Here is a 15,879-nt window from a genome sequence, read left to right on the forward strand (position 1 = left end):
TCCCCGGGGTATGTCGGACGCCAAGGCAAGAGGTTTCCCCCCTCGCGCTTCAGCTTCCGCCAGCGGCTGCCCCGTCGGTCCCCGTGTCATCCTGCTTGTCGACGCCCGGCAGTACTCGAAGATCCCCGTAGCGCTGCCTGGCCGCGGGCTGCGCCGGAGGGCGCTTCGCGTCCCTCTCGTCGGCCTCCGCGAACGCCATCCGCAGCCGTGCCCGGTCCTCCATGGTCGCGCCGTGCTTGGCCACCCGCAGCCGGAGCTCGGCAGCCGCCGACAGGTCCCCCATCCAGAACCGGGCGTGGATCAGCGCCGTGTCGAGGAGGAACTGCCAGTCGGTCGAAGAAAAGTGCTCAGCCTGCGGCGAGGACTTCCACGTCTCCCACCACTCCACCGTCCGCGACGGCCACTTCCACTCGATCAGATCGCCGTCCTTCTCAACGGCGAACGATGGAAGCTCCGGCGCCTCAGCCTTCTCGAACCGGAGAATCGTCTGCGGCTGCGGATCCTTATTACGGCGCGCCCTCCGCGACGGGTCCTTAGGGGCAGGGCCCATTCCAGCCATGGAGGATCACCTCCAATGACTGCAGTAGGGGGTCAGATGAGGTCGGCGAGGACCTCGGAAAGGTCAGCGAGAACAGGGGGTGCCGACTTGTATCGCATTCCAGTGATCGCGATGTAGCGGCGATCGCCGTACACCTCGATCGCGGCACCGTCGCCGCGGCGGATTCGCCGACCGGTCGCGATGTGGCCGCGGCCGAAGATGTGCAAGCCGTGCCCGGAAGCCGACACCTCGATGAACGTCCGCGGCAGCCGGTCCAAGATCTCCTGCGCCCAAGGTGCGACCACGCCGCCGGTGAGGCAGTGGTCCAGGTCGATGCACACCACGCCCGAGCCGTCCAGGACGAACCCGAGACCCACGCCGGCCGAGGAGCGGCACGCTGACCGGTAGGTCGTCCACGTCGACCGGTCCGTGGCCGACGCCACCCGGTGGCCGGTGGTCACGGGCACCTTCCGGGCTGTGCGCCGCACCCATGTCTCCCGCCTGGTCATCTCCGCGGGGATCGCACGCCTCCGGCGGCTGGCGCGCTGCCGGCACCGGGCCGAGCAGTACTTGGCCACACTCCGCGCCAGCGCGCGCAACGGCTCCCCGCAGGTGGGTTCCGCGCACTTCGGACGATTGGCCATGGCGACACTATGTCACACATAGACACGCGCTGACCAGCGATTACCTCATCCAGCCAAGATCGATGCAGGTCACGCTGAGTGATCCCAGGAGGTCTCAGACCCGTACGCACACCGAGCGCGTATACCTGCCGATCTGGCTTTATGCCCCATGGGGGGATGATCCCCCAGGGTGGGTAGCAATCGGACATTTCGACAGAGGATTTGGTGACGCTGCGTCACTCGGCGTGGGGTGGCGCGCTCTCAATGTTCTGTGTGGCATTCGAGGACTGGTGGACTACTGCCCATCGCAGTGCCCCTTGGTGTTCGACGGTGTCCCTGCGGGGCCGGCAAGGGCAGGCGTATGAGGTCTGGTGGCCGGCCTGTTCGCTTTCGGGGACGAGGTGCAGGGCCATGCGCTCCCCCCTTTGCTGTGTTCTCGCGCGTCGAGGCTGTGGTGGACAAGTAGCCAGCCGATGGTGCCGCCCATGCGGTTGACCACATGCCGGCCTGGGCTCGACGGGGTGTTGGCTCGAATGTCCCGAACAAAAACGTTGTCGGTGGGGTTGTTGAGTCACTCGGGATATCAGTCCCATTCGTGGCCAACGTTAGCCATACCCCGCCAGTGAGGGATCTTCTGGCACAGATTATCGATGTGCTCCAACAGGACGGTAGCCGGCCTGAACAGCTCGGTGCCAGCCGTTCTGAGGCTGGCGAATTGGGAGTGTCGCGATCGCTCTCGTTGGTAGCCGCCAGGTTCGACAACAAGAAGCTGGGGCTTGCCTGTCGAGCGCGACAGACTGGCGAGTCTCTTGCGGAGCGCCTGACTGGTGCCGATCTTGATCATGTCTACACCTGGCCAAGTGATGTAGTACACGAAGCTCCGGACAATCGGAGGCGCATCCTCTCCCTGCGCAGTCAAGCCCAGATCGGCCGTCACGGTCCTTTGATGATCAGTGCACAGAGGGACGTCTCCGATGATCGCGGTCGCCGAATTCCAGCAGGAAGTAGCTACGCAGCGGATGAAGCCTTGCAGCTTCCTCTTCGAACGACTTGCGGTCCTCTTCACAGAGGGAAGTCCACATGTGGGGCACAGTGGAGTAGCGTGCACGTGTCGCACCTTTCCAGAGGTGTGGCCACGCCCCCGGGCGATTGCACTCGTCGCGGGGGTCACCTAATGGGTTGTCTGGGAGCGCCGGCAGCCTCAGCGGTTTCTGCGGTCGCCGGTGTAGTAGCCGGTGTTTCGCTTGTGCAGGTTCTGGCAGTACCCCCGAGCACGCGGGCCGAGGTACTTGGCCAGTTTTCTAGTGCACCTAGTCCAGTCGCCCTTGGTGCCCCACCTGATGGATTTTCCGCCCTCCCCAGTCGACCAGAAGCGGCGGAGAGTCTCGGCGTTTCCACCTCGACTTGCGGATCTGCGTGCCATGTCTGATCACCTTCCCTGCTGGGAGACGGTCGATCTTTGCTGCTACCCGGTCACGCGGAGAAGATGGCAGGTGCGATGTCACTGCCTTCACTTCATCGACGCGTTGTAGATCTCCAGGTTTTCGCCGGCTACTTCGACTTTGCTGATGGCTTCGGCGAAGTCTCTCTCCGTGGAGCCGTCGAGGACGATGCCCCATGAGCCGTCTTGGGCGGTGATCTCCAGCCTGTCTCCGGGGTTGCGGCCATCGTAGGGGCCATGGATCTCGACGTTGATGGTGCCGGCACTGGTGCGCACGGTGCGCTTGGTGACGACCTCGTCGTCGGCGAGGGAGTCGTCTTCCTCGTCCCAGCCGTCGATGACGGCGTCGATGGCGTGGCTGAGCTTGGCGAAGTCCTTCGGGGTGAACTTGACCTCTTTGGGTCGGCCGTCGTCGTCGAGGTGGCGGAGGGTGAACTTGTCGTCGTCTCCGATGAACAGGTCGACGTCGCCGTTTCCGGTGTCCACGCGGGTGGCGGCTTCGGCTCTGGTGTTCGCGTTGTGGAAGGCTGCGATGTCCTTGCTGTTGAGACGCAAGGCGGGGGCGTTCTGCATGTCTTCGTAGGACGGGTCGTCGCTGGGGGCAAGATGCAGGGACACTGTGCCGTCTTCGTCCTTGCGGACGAGGGCGTTCAGGGTGCTGTGGGCGGAGCCTCCGCGGACCTGGATGTCGGTCAGTGTTTCCTCACGGCCAGGTTCTGTGTCCTCGGCGTCGAAGCGGTCGAGGAGGCGACCCAGTTGGGAGAAGTTGCTTTCCGACAGGCGGACGGTGGCCTTGCCTGAGGAGATGGTGACCGTGCCGTCGCGGTGGTAGTCGAGGGCGAGTTCCTTGCCGCCGCGTACCGGGATGTCGGAGGTTGTGATGGCGTCGGGCATTCCGCGGCGAGGCTTGTCGCCTCCGTCTCTGGGCGCGCCTCCGGTGACGGCGTGGGCGAATTTGCCGTCGAAGGCGCGGGGGTGGTCGGTTTCGTTCCAGGTGCTGTGGCGACCCATCGGGCACCTCCCGTCAGGTCGTTGATCTTGGTCAGGGTTGGATGCACAAGCCGGCGATGCCGCTGGCCAAGGTGAACCGCACGTCGGGGGAAGGCGCCGCGGGCGTGGCCGCCGGCTAGAGCATGTCGTTCACGTCTCTGATCGCGTCGGTCAGATCGTCGTAGCTGTTCGGGTCAGCGGTGATGGACCAACTGCCGTCGCCGGCTTCGAGAAGCAGGTCACCTTGAGGTCCGCCGTTTTCGCCTGGCGTGGGGCCTTGCTGTTCGACGTGGATTGACTGGCCTTTACCGAGAGGGACGTCGACCTGGTCGATGCGCGACCCGTCCTCGTTGTTCAGCTCCCCGTTGGGGTCGAAGCCGTCGTAGGTGGCGGTGATGGCGTCGCTCAGCTTGCGGGCCTGGGAGGGGGACAACTCGACGTCCACGTACTCGCCGTAGCCTCCTGAGGCGCGCAGGCCCAGTTTGCCACCGGGGGTGAGGTAGACGTCGGCGGGGCCGTAGGCGGTTTGGATGCGTCGCGCTGACTGGATGCGCTGGGCCTCGGATTCCATCTGGTCGGCCTGTTTGGGGGTGAGGGTGAGGGATTGGCGGCCGTCGATGTCTACCTGGTACTGGTTGCGGCCGGTCTTGGTGACGCGGCCGAATGCTCCGCCGTCCATGTCGACGATGTCTTCGCTTTCACCGATGTCCAAGCCGCCGTGGTGAGCGTTATTGATGGACGATTCGATCTCTTCGATCTCGTCGATGGTGAGGGCGGAGGCGTTGGTGCCGTTGCCGACATGGATGGCGTCGCCGTTGCTCTTGTGCAGGGTGAGTGTCGAACCGTCATCCAAGGGGATCTCGGCGGAGGTGACTGCCTGCGGGAAGCTGTATCCATCGTCTGGGCGGAGGACTTCTCCTTGGGAGCGTCGGGCGACGTTCGCAGGGAGCGCCGCCTTAGCGTCGGAACCTTTGTCCAGGTTGGTGTCGCGGGCATAAAGCGTGGCTCGACCTTTGCCGTCGATATCGACGTCGATCTTCGCCACTGGATACTGCTGAACGATGGCGGTTACCGTGGCGGTCTGGCCCTTGTTCTTGCCCTTGGCGATCTTGATGCGGGTTCCGGGCTTGATGGCGTTCCCCGCCCGGTCATAGGTGCTGGTGTAGGCGGGCGTGGACGGCGCGCGGCCGGAACCGCCCGAGCCGCTCGTGAATTTGCCGTCATGGTCGCGGGGGTGAAGATCTTCTTTCCAGCCCATGCTGTGGCGGCCCACCGGGGCACCTCCATCGCGTAGCTCGGTGAGCCGTGCTGTCAGCTCTGAACACAGATCCCGGCGACGCCACCTGCGACGGTGAACGAGACGCCGGGGAACGAGGCCTGCAGAGTGTTGGCGAGGTCTTTCGCCTCGGCCTCACCGGGGTCTTCGACCAGGGCGACGAGGACCTTGTCTCCAGGGCGGAGAACGATCAGTACTGGAGGCTCCGAGGGCGGTCTCGGCTGGGGCTGGTCGGGCGGGAGCACGCCGAGTTCGCGGAGCCTGCGAGCAATGCCCTCGACGTGTGCGCGGACCGCGGGGAGGTCGCGGGCGATGCCGGCCGTCCAGTCTTCGGGGTCTTCCGCAGCAGGGGTGCGGGTCATCCGGCGGAGCTCGCCATCTGGCCGATGGCCATCCTGTGGAACGACAGGGCCATCTCCTCGGCTGCCTCGGGCGACCAGCCGGTCTCTTCGAGTTGGCGGCGGTAGCCGAGGGTCGCCTCGTCCAGAGGGGCGAGCATCTCCCGCATCTGGGCGACGGCCTGGGCGAGCTTGTGAGCGACGTCATCAGGGTTGAACGGCTCAGACATCGGGCGCCTCGGGGAGCTCGACTCCGCACCGCTGGCACGAGGGAGTTCGACGGAACGGCGAAACCAGCCCCCATGGGGCGTAGTCGTTGGCGGCGTCCACCTCTGGCTCGACCGGGATGGGGCCGACGTGTCCGTGGGCGGCACATTCGGCGGCGGCGATTGCTCTCGCCAGTCGCTCGTCGTCTCCGAGTCTGTCGGCGTCTGCTTGCCGTTCCATGGCGGCGATACGCTGCGCGGCTGAGGCGTTTTCTGTGCGACGGGTGCGCCTCAGCGCCGCCTTCACCTGTTCGAGCATCGGGTGTCTCCTCATGGCGCGGCGAGAGCCCCTGGCGCATGAGGGAACGCAGGGGCTCTCTACCTCCGGGGATCAGCCGGAGGATCTTGAAAGGGGGTTAGCGGAGGCCGGGATGGCGCTCCGGGGGACGCTGACGGCGGCCCTGCTTAGCGGCTTTCGCCCGGCCGCCCTCGGCGGACGACTTAACGCGGTGACACGGCTCACACATGGCCTTGAGGTTGTCGAACTCGTCTGTGCCGCCGGATGCGGCGTTCTTGACGTGATCCACATGGGTGGCGTAGCCCGAGCACTCATAGCAGACGTAGTTGTCGCGCGTTAGGACGACGATGCGAACTGCCTCCCAGTTGGGTGGGAGCGTGCTTCGGCGATCGTGCCCCCGCCACTGCGCGTTTGGCACTCTTGGCACCCCCGGAAAGATAGGCGATAGCGCCTCGCAAGCGATCAGGATCTTCCTTGAACATCCCGATGCCGGTATTGCACAGGGTGCAGAGCAGTCCGCGTACACGGCCACTCGCGTGGCAGTGGTCGATAAAAAGAGAGTCCGTGGCATCACCGCACGCTGCACACCTGCCCGCCTGGGCGGTGTACATGGCGTAGTAGTCCTTAGCTGTGAGGCCGTACATGCGGGCCCGGCCGTCCATGCGTTTGCACGCCTTAGAGCAGAACACCCTCCGGAGGTGGCTATCGGCCGGAATCTCGACGTCGCAAACCCGGCAGAACCGAGCAACGTCCTCCTTGCCGGACCGCGAGCGGTTCTCGCAAATCGTCGAGCAGTACTTCCGGCCGCCAGGGGTCTTACCCTGACAATGCCGACAGGTCCCGTCGGACTTCGGCGCGGTGTGGCCGGTGAGCAGCGGGTCGCCGTACTTGTACCAGCGGATGTAGTGGGCGTTACACCAGCGGGCGGTCCCGTTCTTCGCCCGCTTCGTGCACTCCTCCACTGCGCACTTGGGCAGTTGCACGGCAGTAGGTAGAGCAGCATCGCTCTTCCCTCTGCGGCGGCGGTTCGCCATGTAGTTACGGCAGGTAGAGGAACAGTAGGAGTGCCCCGTGCTGGCCGACGGGTTGGGCGTGAAGAGAGTGCCGCACCTAGCACACGGGCGATCCTTGGCAAGCTCTTGCCGGATCTCTCCGTTCACCGCTCGCCTTGCCGCGCTGCGAGCCTTACCCAAGATCAGGCTGCGCGTCTTGATGCAAGGTCTGCACCATTGCGCCGTCGGGCCACGATCAGAGATGTCTGTTCCACACTCCGCGCATGTGCGCGTAGCATCGCTCACGTCGTCCTGGTCCAATCAGGTCGGCCACGGCCCCGGGAGTGTTACCAGCACTCGCCGGGGTCCATTTTTTGGTTGTCACACCATCATCTCAGGCCACACCGACGTTTTCGGTGCGTTCAGCGATCAGCGCTCGCATGGCGTCGGGGTCGCCTTGGGCTTGGTGGTAGCGGAAGCAGAGGGCGAAGTTCGCCGTGTACTGCGGGCCTTCCTTGACGGCGCTCTCGTGGGTGAGGGCGTACACCCGGCCCTCGTGGCGTACCGGTTGGGCGCCAAGGAGGGTCGTGTGTGCGGCCCACCAGGCGGCGTCTTCGGCGCCCCAGCCTTTGAAGCGTTCGTCCTGGGCGCCGTGCGCCCACCAGGTGGGCGGGGTGGTCACGTAGACGCCGGAGCAGGCTCCGGGGATCGTCAGGTGGTGGCAGGCTTCCAGCGGGACGCCGGTGCGGTACTGCTGGGTGCCTCGGCCCCCGAGGGACCGGTACTCGGCATAGGGCAGGTGGACCAGGCCGTCGCGCGAGGCACCTGCGATCGCGGCGAGCAGCGGTTCCCGTTCGGGCAGCGTGTCCGCGTCCCCCAAAACGACGACGTCGGCGCCGGCCCGCTCGGCGAGGCGGACGCCCTTGTTGCGGCACCCGGCCAGGCAGAACGGGGCGTGGTCGGTGTCCACGTCCACGATGTCCGCGCCGGGGAGGAGTTCGGCGTACCGCTCACGGGTGAGCTGGTGGGCGTAGACGCGATCGGGTTGAGACCGCCAGGGGATGGCGACGAGGACGCGGAGATCAGTAGTCATGGCCCGTCCTCTCCGCGCCGATGTGCGTCACCCGGGGCGGGTCGCCGCGGCGGCCCCAGTACGCGCCGCGGGCGGCCTTGTCCCGGAAGAGGCGCCGGCCGAAGCGGGACTCCGACCACGAGCCGTCCGGCCATGGCTGCCGCAGGGTGCGCTCAGGGATCAGCGACGGGTTGCCGGTGAAGCAGGCGCGGTGCTCGATCCAGTGGTGGCGGCCGTCGGTGCGTTCCTCGAAGGTGGCGCCTTGCACTTCGAGCGCCTCGATCAGCCCGCCGTGTGCCCGTTCGTTGCCGAACCACGGCTGTCGGAGCAGGGCGATCTGTGTCAGATGCGGGTGGGTGTCCAGGACGTCGAGCAGCTCGCTGGCGTCTACCGGCTCGCTGAGGACGAAGTCTTCCTCCCAGAAGAAGATTCGAGCGCATCCGGCGGCGGCCCGCCACACAGCCCGCATCGCCTGCCAGTAACCTGCCCGCTCGTCGGCTACCGGGACGACCTCGGTGAGGAACTCCCGTTCCAGCCAGCGCCGGTATTCGGGGTCCCCGGAGTCGTCGACGATCGTCAGGGACGTGACGCCCTTCAGGTGGTCGCGGATGGAGCCGATCGTGCGGAGGATGCAGGCCTGGCGGCCGTTGCCGAGAACGATCAGGGGGATGGTCACGCGGCCGGCCTCTCTGCGATCAGGCTCCGCATCGCTTTGGCGTTGCCTTCGGCTTCGGCGTACCGCTGGGCGAGCTCCCACACGGCGTCGTTGGCCGGTGTCCCGGTGCGCTGCGCTGGGGGGTGCCACAGGTGGACGATCTGCCCGGGGTGGCGGACGGTGGGGCCGAGGAGTGTGTCGCAGGCGCGGCGGAACGCGACATCTTCCGCACCCCAGGCGGTGAACCTTTCGTCCATCCCGCCGGCGGCCGTCCAGGCGTCGGGGCGGATGACGAATACCCCGCCGACCGACCAGGCGTAGACCAGCTCCGCGTCGCAGTCTTCGGCTGGGCGTCCGGCGAAGAAGTCGGCGGTGCCCTGCTCGGATAGGCCGCGGAATGTGCCGTAGGGGGTGTGGAGTCTGCCGTCACGGAGGGCGCCGGTGATGGCGTCGTGGAGTGGTTGGCGTTCGGGGATGGTGTCGGCGTCGCAGATGACCGCGACATCGCAACCCGAGTCGGCGGCGAGCCGTACACCGAGGTTGCGGCCCGCGGCCCGGTTGAACGGGTCGTGGCCGGAGTCCACTGCTAGGAACAGCGTGTCGGGGAGGATGTCATGCAAGGCCCGGGAGACGGCGACGTAGGCACGTTCCCTTTCGGGGGCGGTGCCGCGGTAGGGGATGACGACGGTGATGGTCACGCCGCTCCCATGGCCCGGTGGACGCCCTCGGCGAGGGACACGCGGGGCTCGTAGAAGTCGAGCATCCGCGTCGGGTCGCACACCCGGTAGGCGACGCCGGCGGGCGCGTCGGCCTTGTAGTCGACGGCCGGCGAGTAGCTGGCTTCCTTGGCGAACAGCTCGGCGAGCTCGGTCATAGAGGTACCGATACCTGTGCCGAGGTTCACCGGACCGTCCACGCCTTCGCGGGCCGCAACAAGGACGGCGCCTACGAGGTCGTCCACGTGGATCCAGTCGCGGACCTGGGTGCCGTCGCCCCAGATGGTGAACGGGTCCTCGTGGCGCTGCGCCCGGCTCTGGAACGCGCCGAACGGGAACCGCTCACCCTGGTCCTCGCCGTAGCCGGAGAACGGGCGGACGACCGTCACAGCGCCGCCCTGCTCGCGGTAGCGGCGCGCCAACTGCTCCCCCGTGAGCTTCACCCAGCCGTAGATGGCATCAGGCTGCTCAGGCCGGTCCAGCCAGATGTGTGACTCGTGGAGGCGAACCTCCATCCCCGACCGCTGCAGAGAGATCGGGTACGCCGCCGACGAGGAGAAGTAGATGACGCGGCCCGGTCGGGTGCGGGCCGCCCACGCGAACATCGCTGCGTCGAGCTCCAGGCACCCTGCGCCGACGGTTGCGGGTGAGGAGTCGATGGCCGACCGGTGCGGCTGCACCGCGGCACAGTGCAGCACCAGGTCGAAGTGGCGGTCGCTGCGGCGGAACACGTCCAAGGCGTTGGAGCCGCGCAGCACGTCAACGGCGGCGACGTCGTGGCCGTCGAGTGCCGCGGCCAGGTGCCGGCCGATGAACCCGGCCGCCCCGGTGAGGAGAACCTTCACAGGTTACGGCTCCGTCCTACGACGAGCTGCGACCAGCCGACCGGGACGTGGTCGAGGACCTCGAAGTGCGGGTCGAACAGGGCTCGGTAGCCGTCCATGTCCCACGCCCAGGCGTGGCAGTCGCCGTGCTCGTCGCCGGTTTCGTCCTTCGGTGAGGAGGCCACGGTGAACTGGGCGTGGCGGGACACCCATTCGACGGCGCCGTGCGGGTCTGCGAGATGCTCCAGAACTTCGGTCATGACGGCGAGCTGGCCCCAGCGGGGGACGTGGCGGGCGTTGAACACGTCGAGCCGTTCAGCGATGACGCCGCGGCCGGCCCACGCGGTGGCGCTGGCCGGGTGGAAGTCGTACCCCCATGCGGGGATGCCGTCCAGGAGGCTGAGCAGGCCGCCGTCGCCGCAGCCGAGATCGACGACGCTGGCCGGGGCGAGCCGGCGGATCGCGTCGGCCGCGGTGTGGAGCCGGTCGCGGTGCAACGGCTGCTCCAGATGCGGGGCCCGGTCGCGGTGCTCGTGGAAGGCGAACGTCGACACGTGCGGGGTATCGCCGTCGAAAAGGCGCCACTCGGTCACCGTCACCTCCGGGTGCAGGTCCAGATCTGGAAGGTGTAGTAGGCGACCGACTGCGGGGTGAACAGCTCGACCTGGCAGTCGGACCAGCCGGCGCCGGTCAGCATCTCTCGTAGGTCGTCGGTGTCCCAGCCCCAGTAGTGCTCAGGGTTGGCGTCGTCATCCTCACCGCACGGGGTGGTGAGCAGCAGATGTGACGCGCGTGCGCGGATGCCGGCCAGCAGCCCGTCGGGGTCTTCGACGTGTTCCAACGTCTCCGAGCACACGAACATGTCGACCTGCGGCAGGGTGGCCAGGGTCTGCTCGATCGGGCCGGTCGTGGTGTAGTCGCCCAGGTGCGTGGCGCGCCACAGGTGGGTGGACTGGGCGACGATCGCGCCGTCCCCGCACGACAGGTCGGCCACCGTCTCGGCCCCGGTCGCCGCGGCGAACACGTCCAGCACCTGCACGGTTCTGGCGACCCGTTCCACATGGTCGGCCCAACGGGTGTGGTCGTAGGGACGGGCGTACACCTGGGCGAGCTGGTCGGGGGTGTAGAAGGGGCGGAGCTGTCTACGCACCTGGCCTCCTAGGGCAGGGTGCGCAGCGCGGCCACGTCACGGTCGAACTGGCCGGACTCGTGGTACGCCTTGTAGGCCGCCTTGTCCCGGGCGTACATCGAGTCGTCGTTGACGGTCTTGTACAGCTCGTCCCACTGGCCTTTGCCCGCGGCGGGGTGCATGTGCTCGATCACCACGCCTGGCAGGTAGCGGAGACGGCCGAGCGTGTGTCCCAGGTCGTGCCACACGTTGTCGACCCACAGGTGGGTGAACGTCGGCGGCGCCATCCAGCCGAGGGTTGTCACGATGTTCGACGTCATCGCCACGGCTGTCGGCAGCGCCTCCCCGCGGAGCAGGTCGTCGCCGTAGACAAGCCCCGTTTTGAGCTCGGCGAGGGCCTCGGCGAGCGTCACATCCCAAGCCTGGGTGCGGGGCCGGTGGTCGTCACCGAAGAAACCCACCATCGGGTAGGACTCGGCCGCCTCGATCGCAGCCGCGTTGAGCACCGGCACGATGCCACGGGTCCCCGTTGAGGCGTGGACCCGCACCTGGACGTCAAGAGCCCGATAGGCGGGCAGCGCCGGGTCGTCGTCGTCGACCACGACGAGTAGCTCGGCGGCACCGCCGGTGGTCTGCCTCCACGAGTCGAGCAGTTCGGCTACGGCGGAGGGACGCCCGCGCGAGGGGACGATCACCAGCAGGTCAGACAAACACGGCTCCTTAGGAGATCTTCATCGGGCCGGCGTATAAGACCGGTCGTTCCTGGCTGGTCGTGATGCGCACCCACACCCCGTACGGACCAGCGACGAGTTCCAATGACGTGCCGGGACCGATGAGGACCTTGGCGCTGGCGCCGTCCCACACGGCCGTCTTCCATGCCGGCGACGTCGGGTCCGTCCCGTAAGGGACCACGGCGATCTCCACCGGGTAGTCACTCAAGCTGCCTGTGCCGGTCACCGGGACGTGCAGGTACTCCTTGGACTCCGAGGGGATGGTCAAGATGGGCATCGGCGCCTCCCCTGCCGAGTCAGATCCACGGGCGGCCGACGGACCAGACACGTGTCGGCGCGGCCACGGTGACGGTGATGTCGATGCCGGGGTCAGCGATGGTAGCGGTGTCGGTCACGTGCACGGCGTCGCTTGCGGGGCGGAGGAACGTCTGCGCGGACCGGGTAGCGGTGTCGGCCAGGTGGACGGCGTCGGCGGCGTGTGCGGTGTACGCCAAAGCCGCGGCCGGTTCGTCGGCCAAGTCGACGGCATCGGAGACGGTACGGGGCAGCAGTGCCGCGGCAGCGGCTGCAGCGTCGAAGGTGAGAGTGTCGGCGGCGGACGCGGCGACGGTGGACGCTGGGAACGCCACATCCTCAACAGTTACGGTGTCGGCCAGGCCGCGAGAAAGAGTGAGGACCGCGACTGCGGTGTCCTCGAAGGACGCGGAGTCGGATGCGCCGGCGACGGTGGTCGGGACGGCCTGCACGTCGTCGGACACGCTCACAGCGTCAGTGGCTGCGGCCAGAAGAGTGACGGCCGAGGTGGCGGTGTCGCCAAGCTGGACCGTCTCCGGCGCCGATCGGGCTGTGGACAGGGCACGGGTAGGAGTGTCGGTCGGCACGGCCGAGTCCGTGGCGGCCCGCGACCCGGTGAGGGCGCGTCCCGGGTCGTCTGAGATGACGACTTCGTCTGCGGCGTTGCGTAGGACGGCCACTCCGCGCCCGGCATTGTCGGAGACGGCGAGCACATCAGAGGTTCCGCGGGTCCGGGTGACGGCGCGAGACGGGCTGTCGGACACCGTGAACGAGTCCGCTGACGCCCGGCCCGCGGCCAGCGTCCCGGCGGTCGCGTCGGAGACGGCCACCGAGTCGGTTGCGTCACGCTGCGCGGGCCCGCCCGGATCGATCGTGAACGCGACCGCCAGGATGTACCGGTCGAACGCGCCGTCGGTCCACGTGCACGACGGCGTCTCAGATGCCGTGCCCGCCCCGGTCTTGTACGCGACGAACTGCGTGCACCCGGGGTTGCCGGTGCCCTGGGTAACCGACGTCAGCGACGTGTACCCCGACGACCACACCGGCGTCGAAGGCGTCGGAGACGCCAACCGGTGCAACAACGCGGCGACGACGACCAGCTCGTTGGCCTCGGCCAGCGGGCCCAACGTCAGCGACGGGGTCGCGCCGCCCACCGCGGAGTTGACCTGCGCGCCGCCGGCCACGTCGAAGGCTTTGCCACCGCGCCACCGCGACCAGCCCGCGGCGGCGTTGAAGTCACCGCTGGTGGTGATGGTGACCGTGCTGCTCTCGCCGCCGACGGCGATCCGGTAGAAGACGTACGCGCCCTGGTTGGTGACCAGCGACCCGCCCGAAGGGAGCGTCCACCCGGCCGGGGTGGACACCACCGTGTCCGAGTTGACGAACAGGACGTCGATGTCACCGACGGTCGGCGCCGATCCCAGATCGAAGATGTGGCCGGCGTTGCCGTCGGCGAACGCGGCGGTGTCCGACGCGACGAGACTCCACGCCACAGCCGAACCTCCAAAGTAGGAGCCGGCAGGGCGCTAGGAGATCGTGACGGTTTCAGTGATCGCCAGGGCGTCACCGGAGGCGCTGAGCGTTGCCGTGGCACCCAGCAACGTCTCGTACACCAGCGTGCCACCCGAGGATGCGTTGAACACGCCGATCTTCGCGATCGTAACGGGGAGCGAATCCGAGCCGTTCGCGGTGAAGGTCTTGGTCAGGGTGTACGTCGCCTGGCCGTTGGTGTGCGCGTAGGTCGCCTGCGCGCGGACCAGGCCGCCACCGCTCGTAGTGATCTCGCCCGACAGGGTGGTGTCCGCCGCCGACGGGGACGTGGAGTTCGCGGTCAGCGCGATGTAGTCCGCGACCGCGGGCCGGGAAGCCGACTTCCCAAGCGAGTCAGCGACGAAATCACGGCCGCCGTTGGTCAACATGTCAGGCCTCCGGGTCGCGGAGCTCGCACCCGTAGTGGGAGGCGAGCAGTTGGGCGAGAGCAGGATCGGTGGACGCGACCCAGGCCGGAGCGGGAGCGTCGGAATGGTAGGGCCACAGACCGCCCGCGCCGGTGATCGCGGTGAACGTGTCCCCGATGGGCTGCCCCTCCGGTGGGGACACCGTCGTACAGCGCTTCCCCTTCAAGGGCCGGCGCTCGGCGGAGCCGTCAGACTTGCGAGTCACCTCGACCGCTTTGCGGTTGCCGAGCCACACAGTGGTCATTCATGTCCTCCGGGCACGCGATAGAGCCGACCCGGAGAGGTCGGCGCTTGCTGGTCTGAAGATCAGGAGATGTGGACGCGGGTCTTATGGCACTTCGAGCACCGCTGGTTGACGATCCGGCCGACCCGCGTGCCTGGAACGTCCTGCCAGCGGTGGAAGAACAGGAGGCAGCTCACGAGCACCTCCCGGCCGGTCACGTACGGCGGCGAGGCACCCCGGAGTAGTCCCAACCGGCGCGCTGCTCGATCAGCGAGGAGTGTGCGGTGAGCTCCCAGCCGTAGAACGTGCCCCGCTGGCCGAACCCAGCGTCAGGGACGAAGTGGATCACCTGGAGGTGCGCCCACCATTCGCCGTCGTCTCGGAGCAGCCAGGCGAGCAGGTGGGCGCCATGGTCGAGGCTGGGGAGCCAGACGACGGGTGGGCGGTCCTGCATAGGTGCAGGTTACCCAGATGTTCGAACACTTATTCGACAGGGGTCCGGTGATCCGATGCCGTCGGCTCCGCCGTACCCTGCTCCCGTTCCGCTTCTCGCCGGTCCAGCTCGCGCATCGCTGCGGTGTACTTCAAGCCCGTCTCAGCCATCAGGGCACGGATCGCCCGCTTGCGGCTGTTGCTCACGACCGTGCCCAATCAGGGACTGGAACACCGGGTGCGGCCTGGACATGCCGGCGATGTCCGAGCGCCGCGCCGCAGACGCAGTTCCCCGAGCCAGAGTGCACGTCACGGGCGTACACGTGAGGCTCACCGTACTGACTCTCGAACGGGCCGACGGTGCCCTCCCAGCCCGGCGCGACGGATGTGTTCGATGTGGGCGCAGACGTAGCCATCGAGGTCTCCAGGGGGTTAGGGGGTGGGGTTGAGCGGGACGAGCGCAGCGAGTGCCTCATGGAACCGGGTGTGCTCCGGCTGCCAGCCGTCGACGACGGCCAACCCGCAGGCGGCACACAGGACAAGACCGTCCACACCGAAGCCCTGGTAGGCCCGGTCAGCTTCGAAGATGTTCACGATCACTCCGGGGGGGGGTTGAGCGAAGTGGAGTCAGCGGTGGTGGTCATCGGCCCTTCGGGGGGTTCAGGGGGTGTTGGTCAGGCGTCCCAGTGGAGCCGTAGGCCCAAGGCGTGCCGGACGCCGTTGTAGCGCTCGTTGGCTTCGGTGGCGCGCTGGATCTGGAAGTCGATCGGCAGGCCCGTGCGGACCCGTCCAAGTTCGGCGAGCGCGGCGCACAGCAGCGACCAGCGGCCATCCGTGATGTCCGGTTTGCCGTGGCCGGGGAACAAGGCGTCGAACTCCTCGTCAGGCAGCATCAGCCGGACGTCCACGTCCCGCCACACCTTGCCCTGAGCGGCCGAACCGACCAAGTACGGCACATGGCCGAATGCGTCCTCGACCTCGCGGCCGAAGGCGTTCAGGTGCATCAATGCGGGCATGCCGACGCCGAGTGCCACCGGGTACCTCCAGAGGCTCACGAGGGCGGGTCTGGCAGCGTCTCGAACCGGGCACCCTGCCGCCGGTAGTAGTCGGCCACCTCACGCTCGCGCCGGCCGATGCTCTTGC

The 15,879-nt window shown here is 67.6% G+C and carries 24 protein-coding genes; all 24 read right to left on the reverse strand.

Annotated features, from left to right (window positions below; all coding sequences use genetic code 11):
* Positions 1-49: 49 nt before the first annotated feature.
* The 24 genes from IEY93_RS00250 to IEY93_RS00365 all read right to left on the reverse strand — a co-directional run bounded on the left by IEY93_RS00250 (position 50) and on the right by IEY93_RS00365 (position 15,770).
* The gene (locus IEY93_RS00250; protein ID WP_189160861.1) at positions 50-559 is read right to left on the reverse strand and encodes a phage terminase small subunit; all 510 of its coding nucleotides are present in this window, start codon (positions 557-559) and stop codon (positions 50-52) included.
* Positions 560-591: 32 nt separating this feature from the next.
* The gene (locus IEY93_RS00255) at positions 592-1,182 is read right to left on the reverse strand and encodes a bifunctional DNA primase/polymerase (protein WP_189160862.1); all 591 of its coding nucleotides are present in this window, start codon (positions 1,180-1,182) and stop codon (positions 592-594) included.
* A gap of 562 nt (positions 1,183-1,744) precedes the next feature.
* The gene (locus tag IEY93_RS00260; RefSeq protein WP_189160863.1) at positions 1,745-2,005 is read right to left on the reverse strand and encodes a GIY-YIG nuclease family protein; all 261 of its coding nucleotides are present in this window, start codon (positions 2,003-2,005) and stop codon (positions 1,745-1,747) included.
* Positions 2,006-2,671: 666 nt separating this feature from the next.
* On the reverse strand, positions 2,672-3,613 hold the full coding sequence (locus IEY93_RS00265) for a hypothetical protein (RefSeq protein WP_189160864.1): 942 nt from the start codon (positions 3,611-3,613) through the stop codon (positions 2,672-2,674).
* A 115-nt stretch (positions 3,614-3,728) separates the two neighbouring features.
* Complete coding sequence (locus tag IEY93_RS00270) at positions 3,729-4,865, reverse strand: hypothetical protein (RefSeq protein WP_189160865.1); 1,137 nt, start codon at positions 4,863-4,865, stop codon at positions 3,729-3,731.
* A 38-nt stretch (positions 4,866-4,903) separates the two neighbouring features.
* On the reverse strand, positions 4,904-5,230 hold the full coding sequence (locus IEY93_RS00275) for a hypothetical protein (protein ID WP_189160866.1): 327 nt from the start codon (positions 5,228-5,230) through the stop codon (positions 4,904-4,906).
* Entirely contained in the window at positions 5,227-5,436 is a 210-nt protein-coding gene (locus tag IEY93_RS00280; protein WP_189160867.1) for a hypothetical protein, read from the reverse strand. The genes IEY93_RS00275 and IEY93_RS00280 overlap by 4 nt, the downstream gene beginning before the upstream one ends.
* A complete protein-coding gene (locus IEY93_RS00285; RefSeq protein ID WP_189160868.1) occupies positions 5,429-5,731 on the reverse strand; it encodes a hypothetical protein in 303 nt (100 codons plus the stop codon). The genes IEY93_RS00280 and IEY93_RS00285 overlap by 8 nt, the downstream gene beginning before the upstream one ends.
* A 97-nt stretch (positions 5,732-5,828) precedes the next feature.
* Positions 5,829-6,137, reverse strand: coding sequence for an HNH endonuclease (locus tag IEY93_RS39650; RefSeq protein ID WP_372444377.1), 309 nt, complete (start codon positions 6,135-6,137; stop codon positions 5,829-5,831).
* Positions 6,022-6,744: an endonuclease VII domain-containing protein gene (locus IEY93_RS39500; protein ID WP_203967881.1), complete on the reverse strand. Its 723-nt coding sequence runs from the start codon at positions 6,742-6,744 to the stop codon at positions 6,022-6,024. The genes IEY93_RS39650 and IEY93_RS39500 overlap by 116 nt, the downstream gene beginning before the upstream one ends.
* Before the next feature lie 352 nt (positions 6,745-7,096).
* The gene (locus IEY93_RS00300) at positions 7,097-7,795 is read right to left on the reverse strand and encodes a hypothetical protein (RefSeq protein ID WP_189160871.1); all 699 of its coding nucleotides are present in this window, start codon (positions 7,793-7,795) and stop codon (positions 7,097-7,099) included.
* Complete coding sequence (locus tag IEY93_RS00305) at positions 7,785-8,450, reverse strand: hypothetical protein (protein WP_189160872.1); 666 nt, start codon at positions 8,448-8,450, stop codon at positions 7,785-7,787. Before IEY93_RS00305 ends, IEY93_RS00300 begins: the two co-directional genes overlap by 11 nt.
* Positions 8,447-9,127: a galactosyltransferase-related protein gene (locus tag IEY93_RS00310; RefSeq protein ID WP_189160873.1), complete on the reverse strand. Its 681-nt coding sequence runs from the start codon at positions 9,125-9,127 to the stop codon at positions 8,447-8,449. The genes IEY93_RS00305 and IEY93_RS00310 overlap by 4 nt, the downstream gene beginning before the upstream one ends.
* A complete protein-coding gene (locus IEY93_RS00315) occupies positions 9,124-9,990 on the reverse strand; it encodes an NAD-dependent epimerase/dehydratase family protein (protein WP_189160874.1) in 867 nt (288 codons plus the stop codon). The genes IEY93_RS00310 and IEY93_RS00315 overlap by 4 nt, the downstream gene beginning before the upstream one ends.
* Positions 9,987-10,562: a methyltransferase domain-containing protein gene (locus IEY93_RS00320; protein WP_189160875.1), complete on the reverse strand. Its 576-nt coding sequence runs from the start codon at positions 10,560-10,562 to the stop codon at positions 9,987-9,989. Before IEY93_RS00320 ends, IEY93_RS00315 begins: the two co-directional genes overlap by 4 nt.
* Before the next feature lie 2 nt (positions 10,563-10,564).
* Complete coding sequence (locus IEY93_RS00325; RefSeq protein WP_189160876.1) at positions 10,565-11,119, reverse strand: class I SAM-dependent methyltransferase; 555 nt, start codon at positions 11,117-11,119, stop codon at positions 10,565-10,567.
* 8 nt (positions 11,120-11,127) lie between these two features.
* On the reverse strand, positions 11,128-11,808 hold the full coding sequence (locus IEY93_RS00330) for a glycosyltransferase family protein (RefSeq protein WP_189160877.1): 681 nt from the start codon (positions 11,806-11,808) through the stop codon (positions 11,128-11,130).
* A 10-nt stretch (positions 11,809-11,818) separates the two neighbouring features.
* Positions 11,819-12,106, reverse strand: a complete 288-nt coding sequence (locus tag IEY93_RS00335; protein WP_189160878.1) for a hypothetical protein — start codon at positions 12,104-12,106, stop codon at positions 11,819-11,821.
* A gap of 19 nt (positions 12,107-12,125) precedes the next feature.
* Positions 12,126-13,616, reverse strand: a complete 1,491-nt coding sequence (locus tag IEY93_RS00340) for a hypothetical protein (RefSeq protein ID WP_189160879.1) — start codon at positions 13,614-13,616, stop codon at positions 12,126-12,128.
* Positions 13,617-13,649: 33 nt separating this feature from the next.
* Complete coding sequence (locus tag IEY93_RS00345; RefSeq protein WP_189160880.1) at positions 13,650-14,042, reverse strand: phage tail fiber protein; 393 nt, start codon at positions 14,040-14,042, stop codon at positions 13,650-13,652.
* A gap of 1 nt (position 14,043) precedes the next feature.
* Positions 14,044-14,325: a hypothetical protein gene (locus tag IEY93_RS00350; RefSeq protein ID WP_189160881.1), complete on the reverse strand. Its 282-nt coding sequence runs from the start codon at positions 14,323-14,325 to the stop codon at positions 14,044-14,046.
* Between the two features lie 193 nt (positions 14,326-14,518).
* Entirely contained in the window at positions 14,519-14,758 is a 240-nt protein-coding gene (locus IEY93_RS00355) for a hypothetical protein (RefSeq protein WP_189160882.1), read from the reverse strand.
* A gap of 410 nt (positions 14,759-15,168) precedes the next feature.
* Entirely contained in the window at positions 15,169-15,330 is a 162-nt protein-coding gene (locus IEY93_RS00360; protein ID WP_189160883.1) for a hypothetical protein, read from the reverse strand.
* Between the two features lie 80 nt (positions 15,331-15,410).
* Positions 15,411-15,770, reverse strand: coding sequence for a hypothetical protein (locus IEY93_RS00365; RefSeq protein ID WP_189160884.1), 360 nt, complete (start codon positions 15,768-15,770; stop codon positions 15,411-15,413).
* Positions 15,771-15,879: the final 109 nt, after the last annotated feature.

The organism is Sphaerisporangium melleum, assembly GCF_014646695.1.
Lineage (GTDB): Bacteria > Actinomycetota > Actinomycetes > Streptosporangiales > Streptosporangiaceae > Sphaerisporangium > Sphaerisporangium melleum.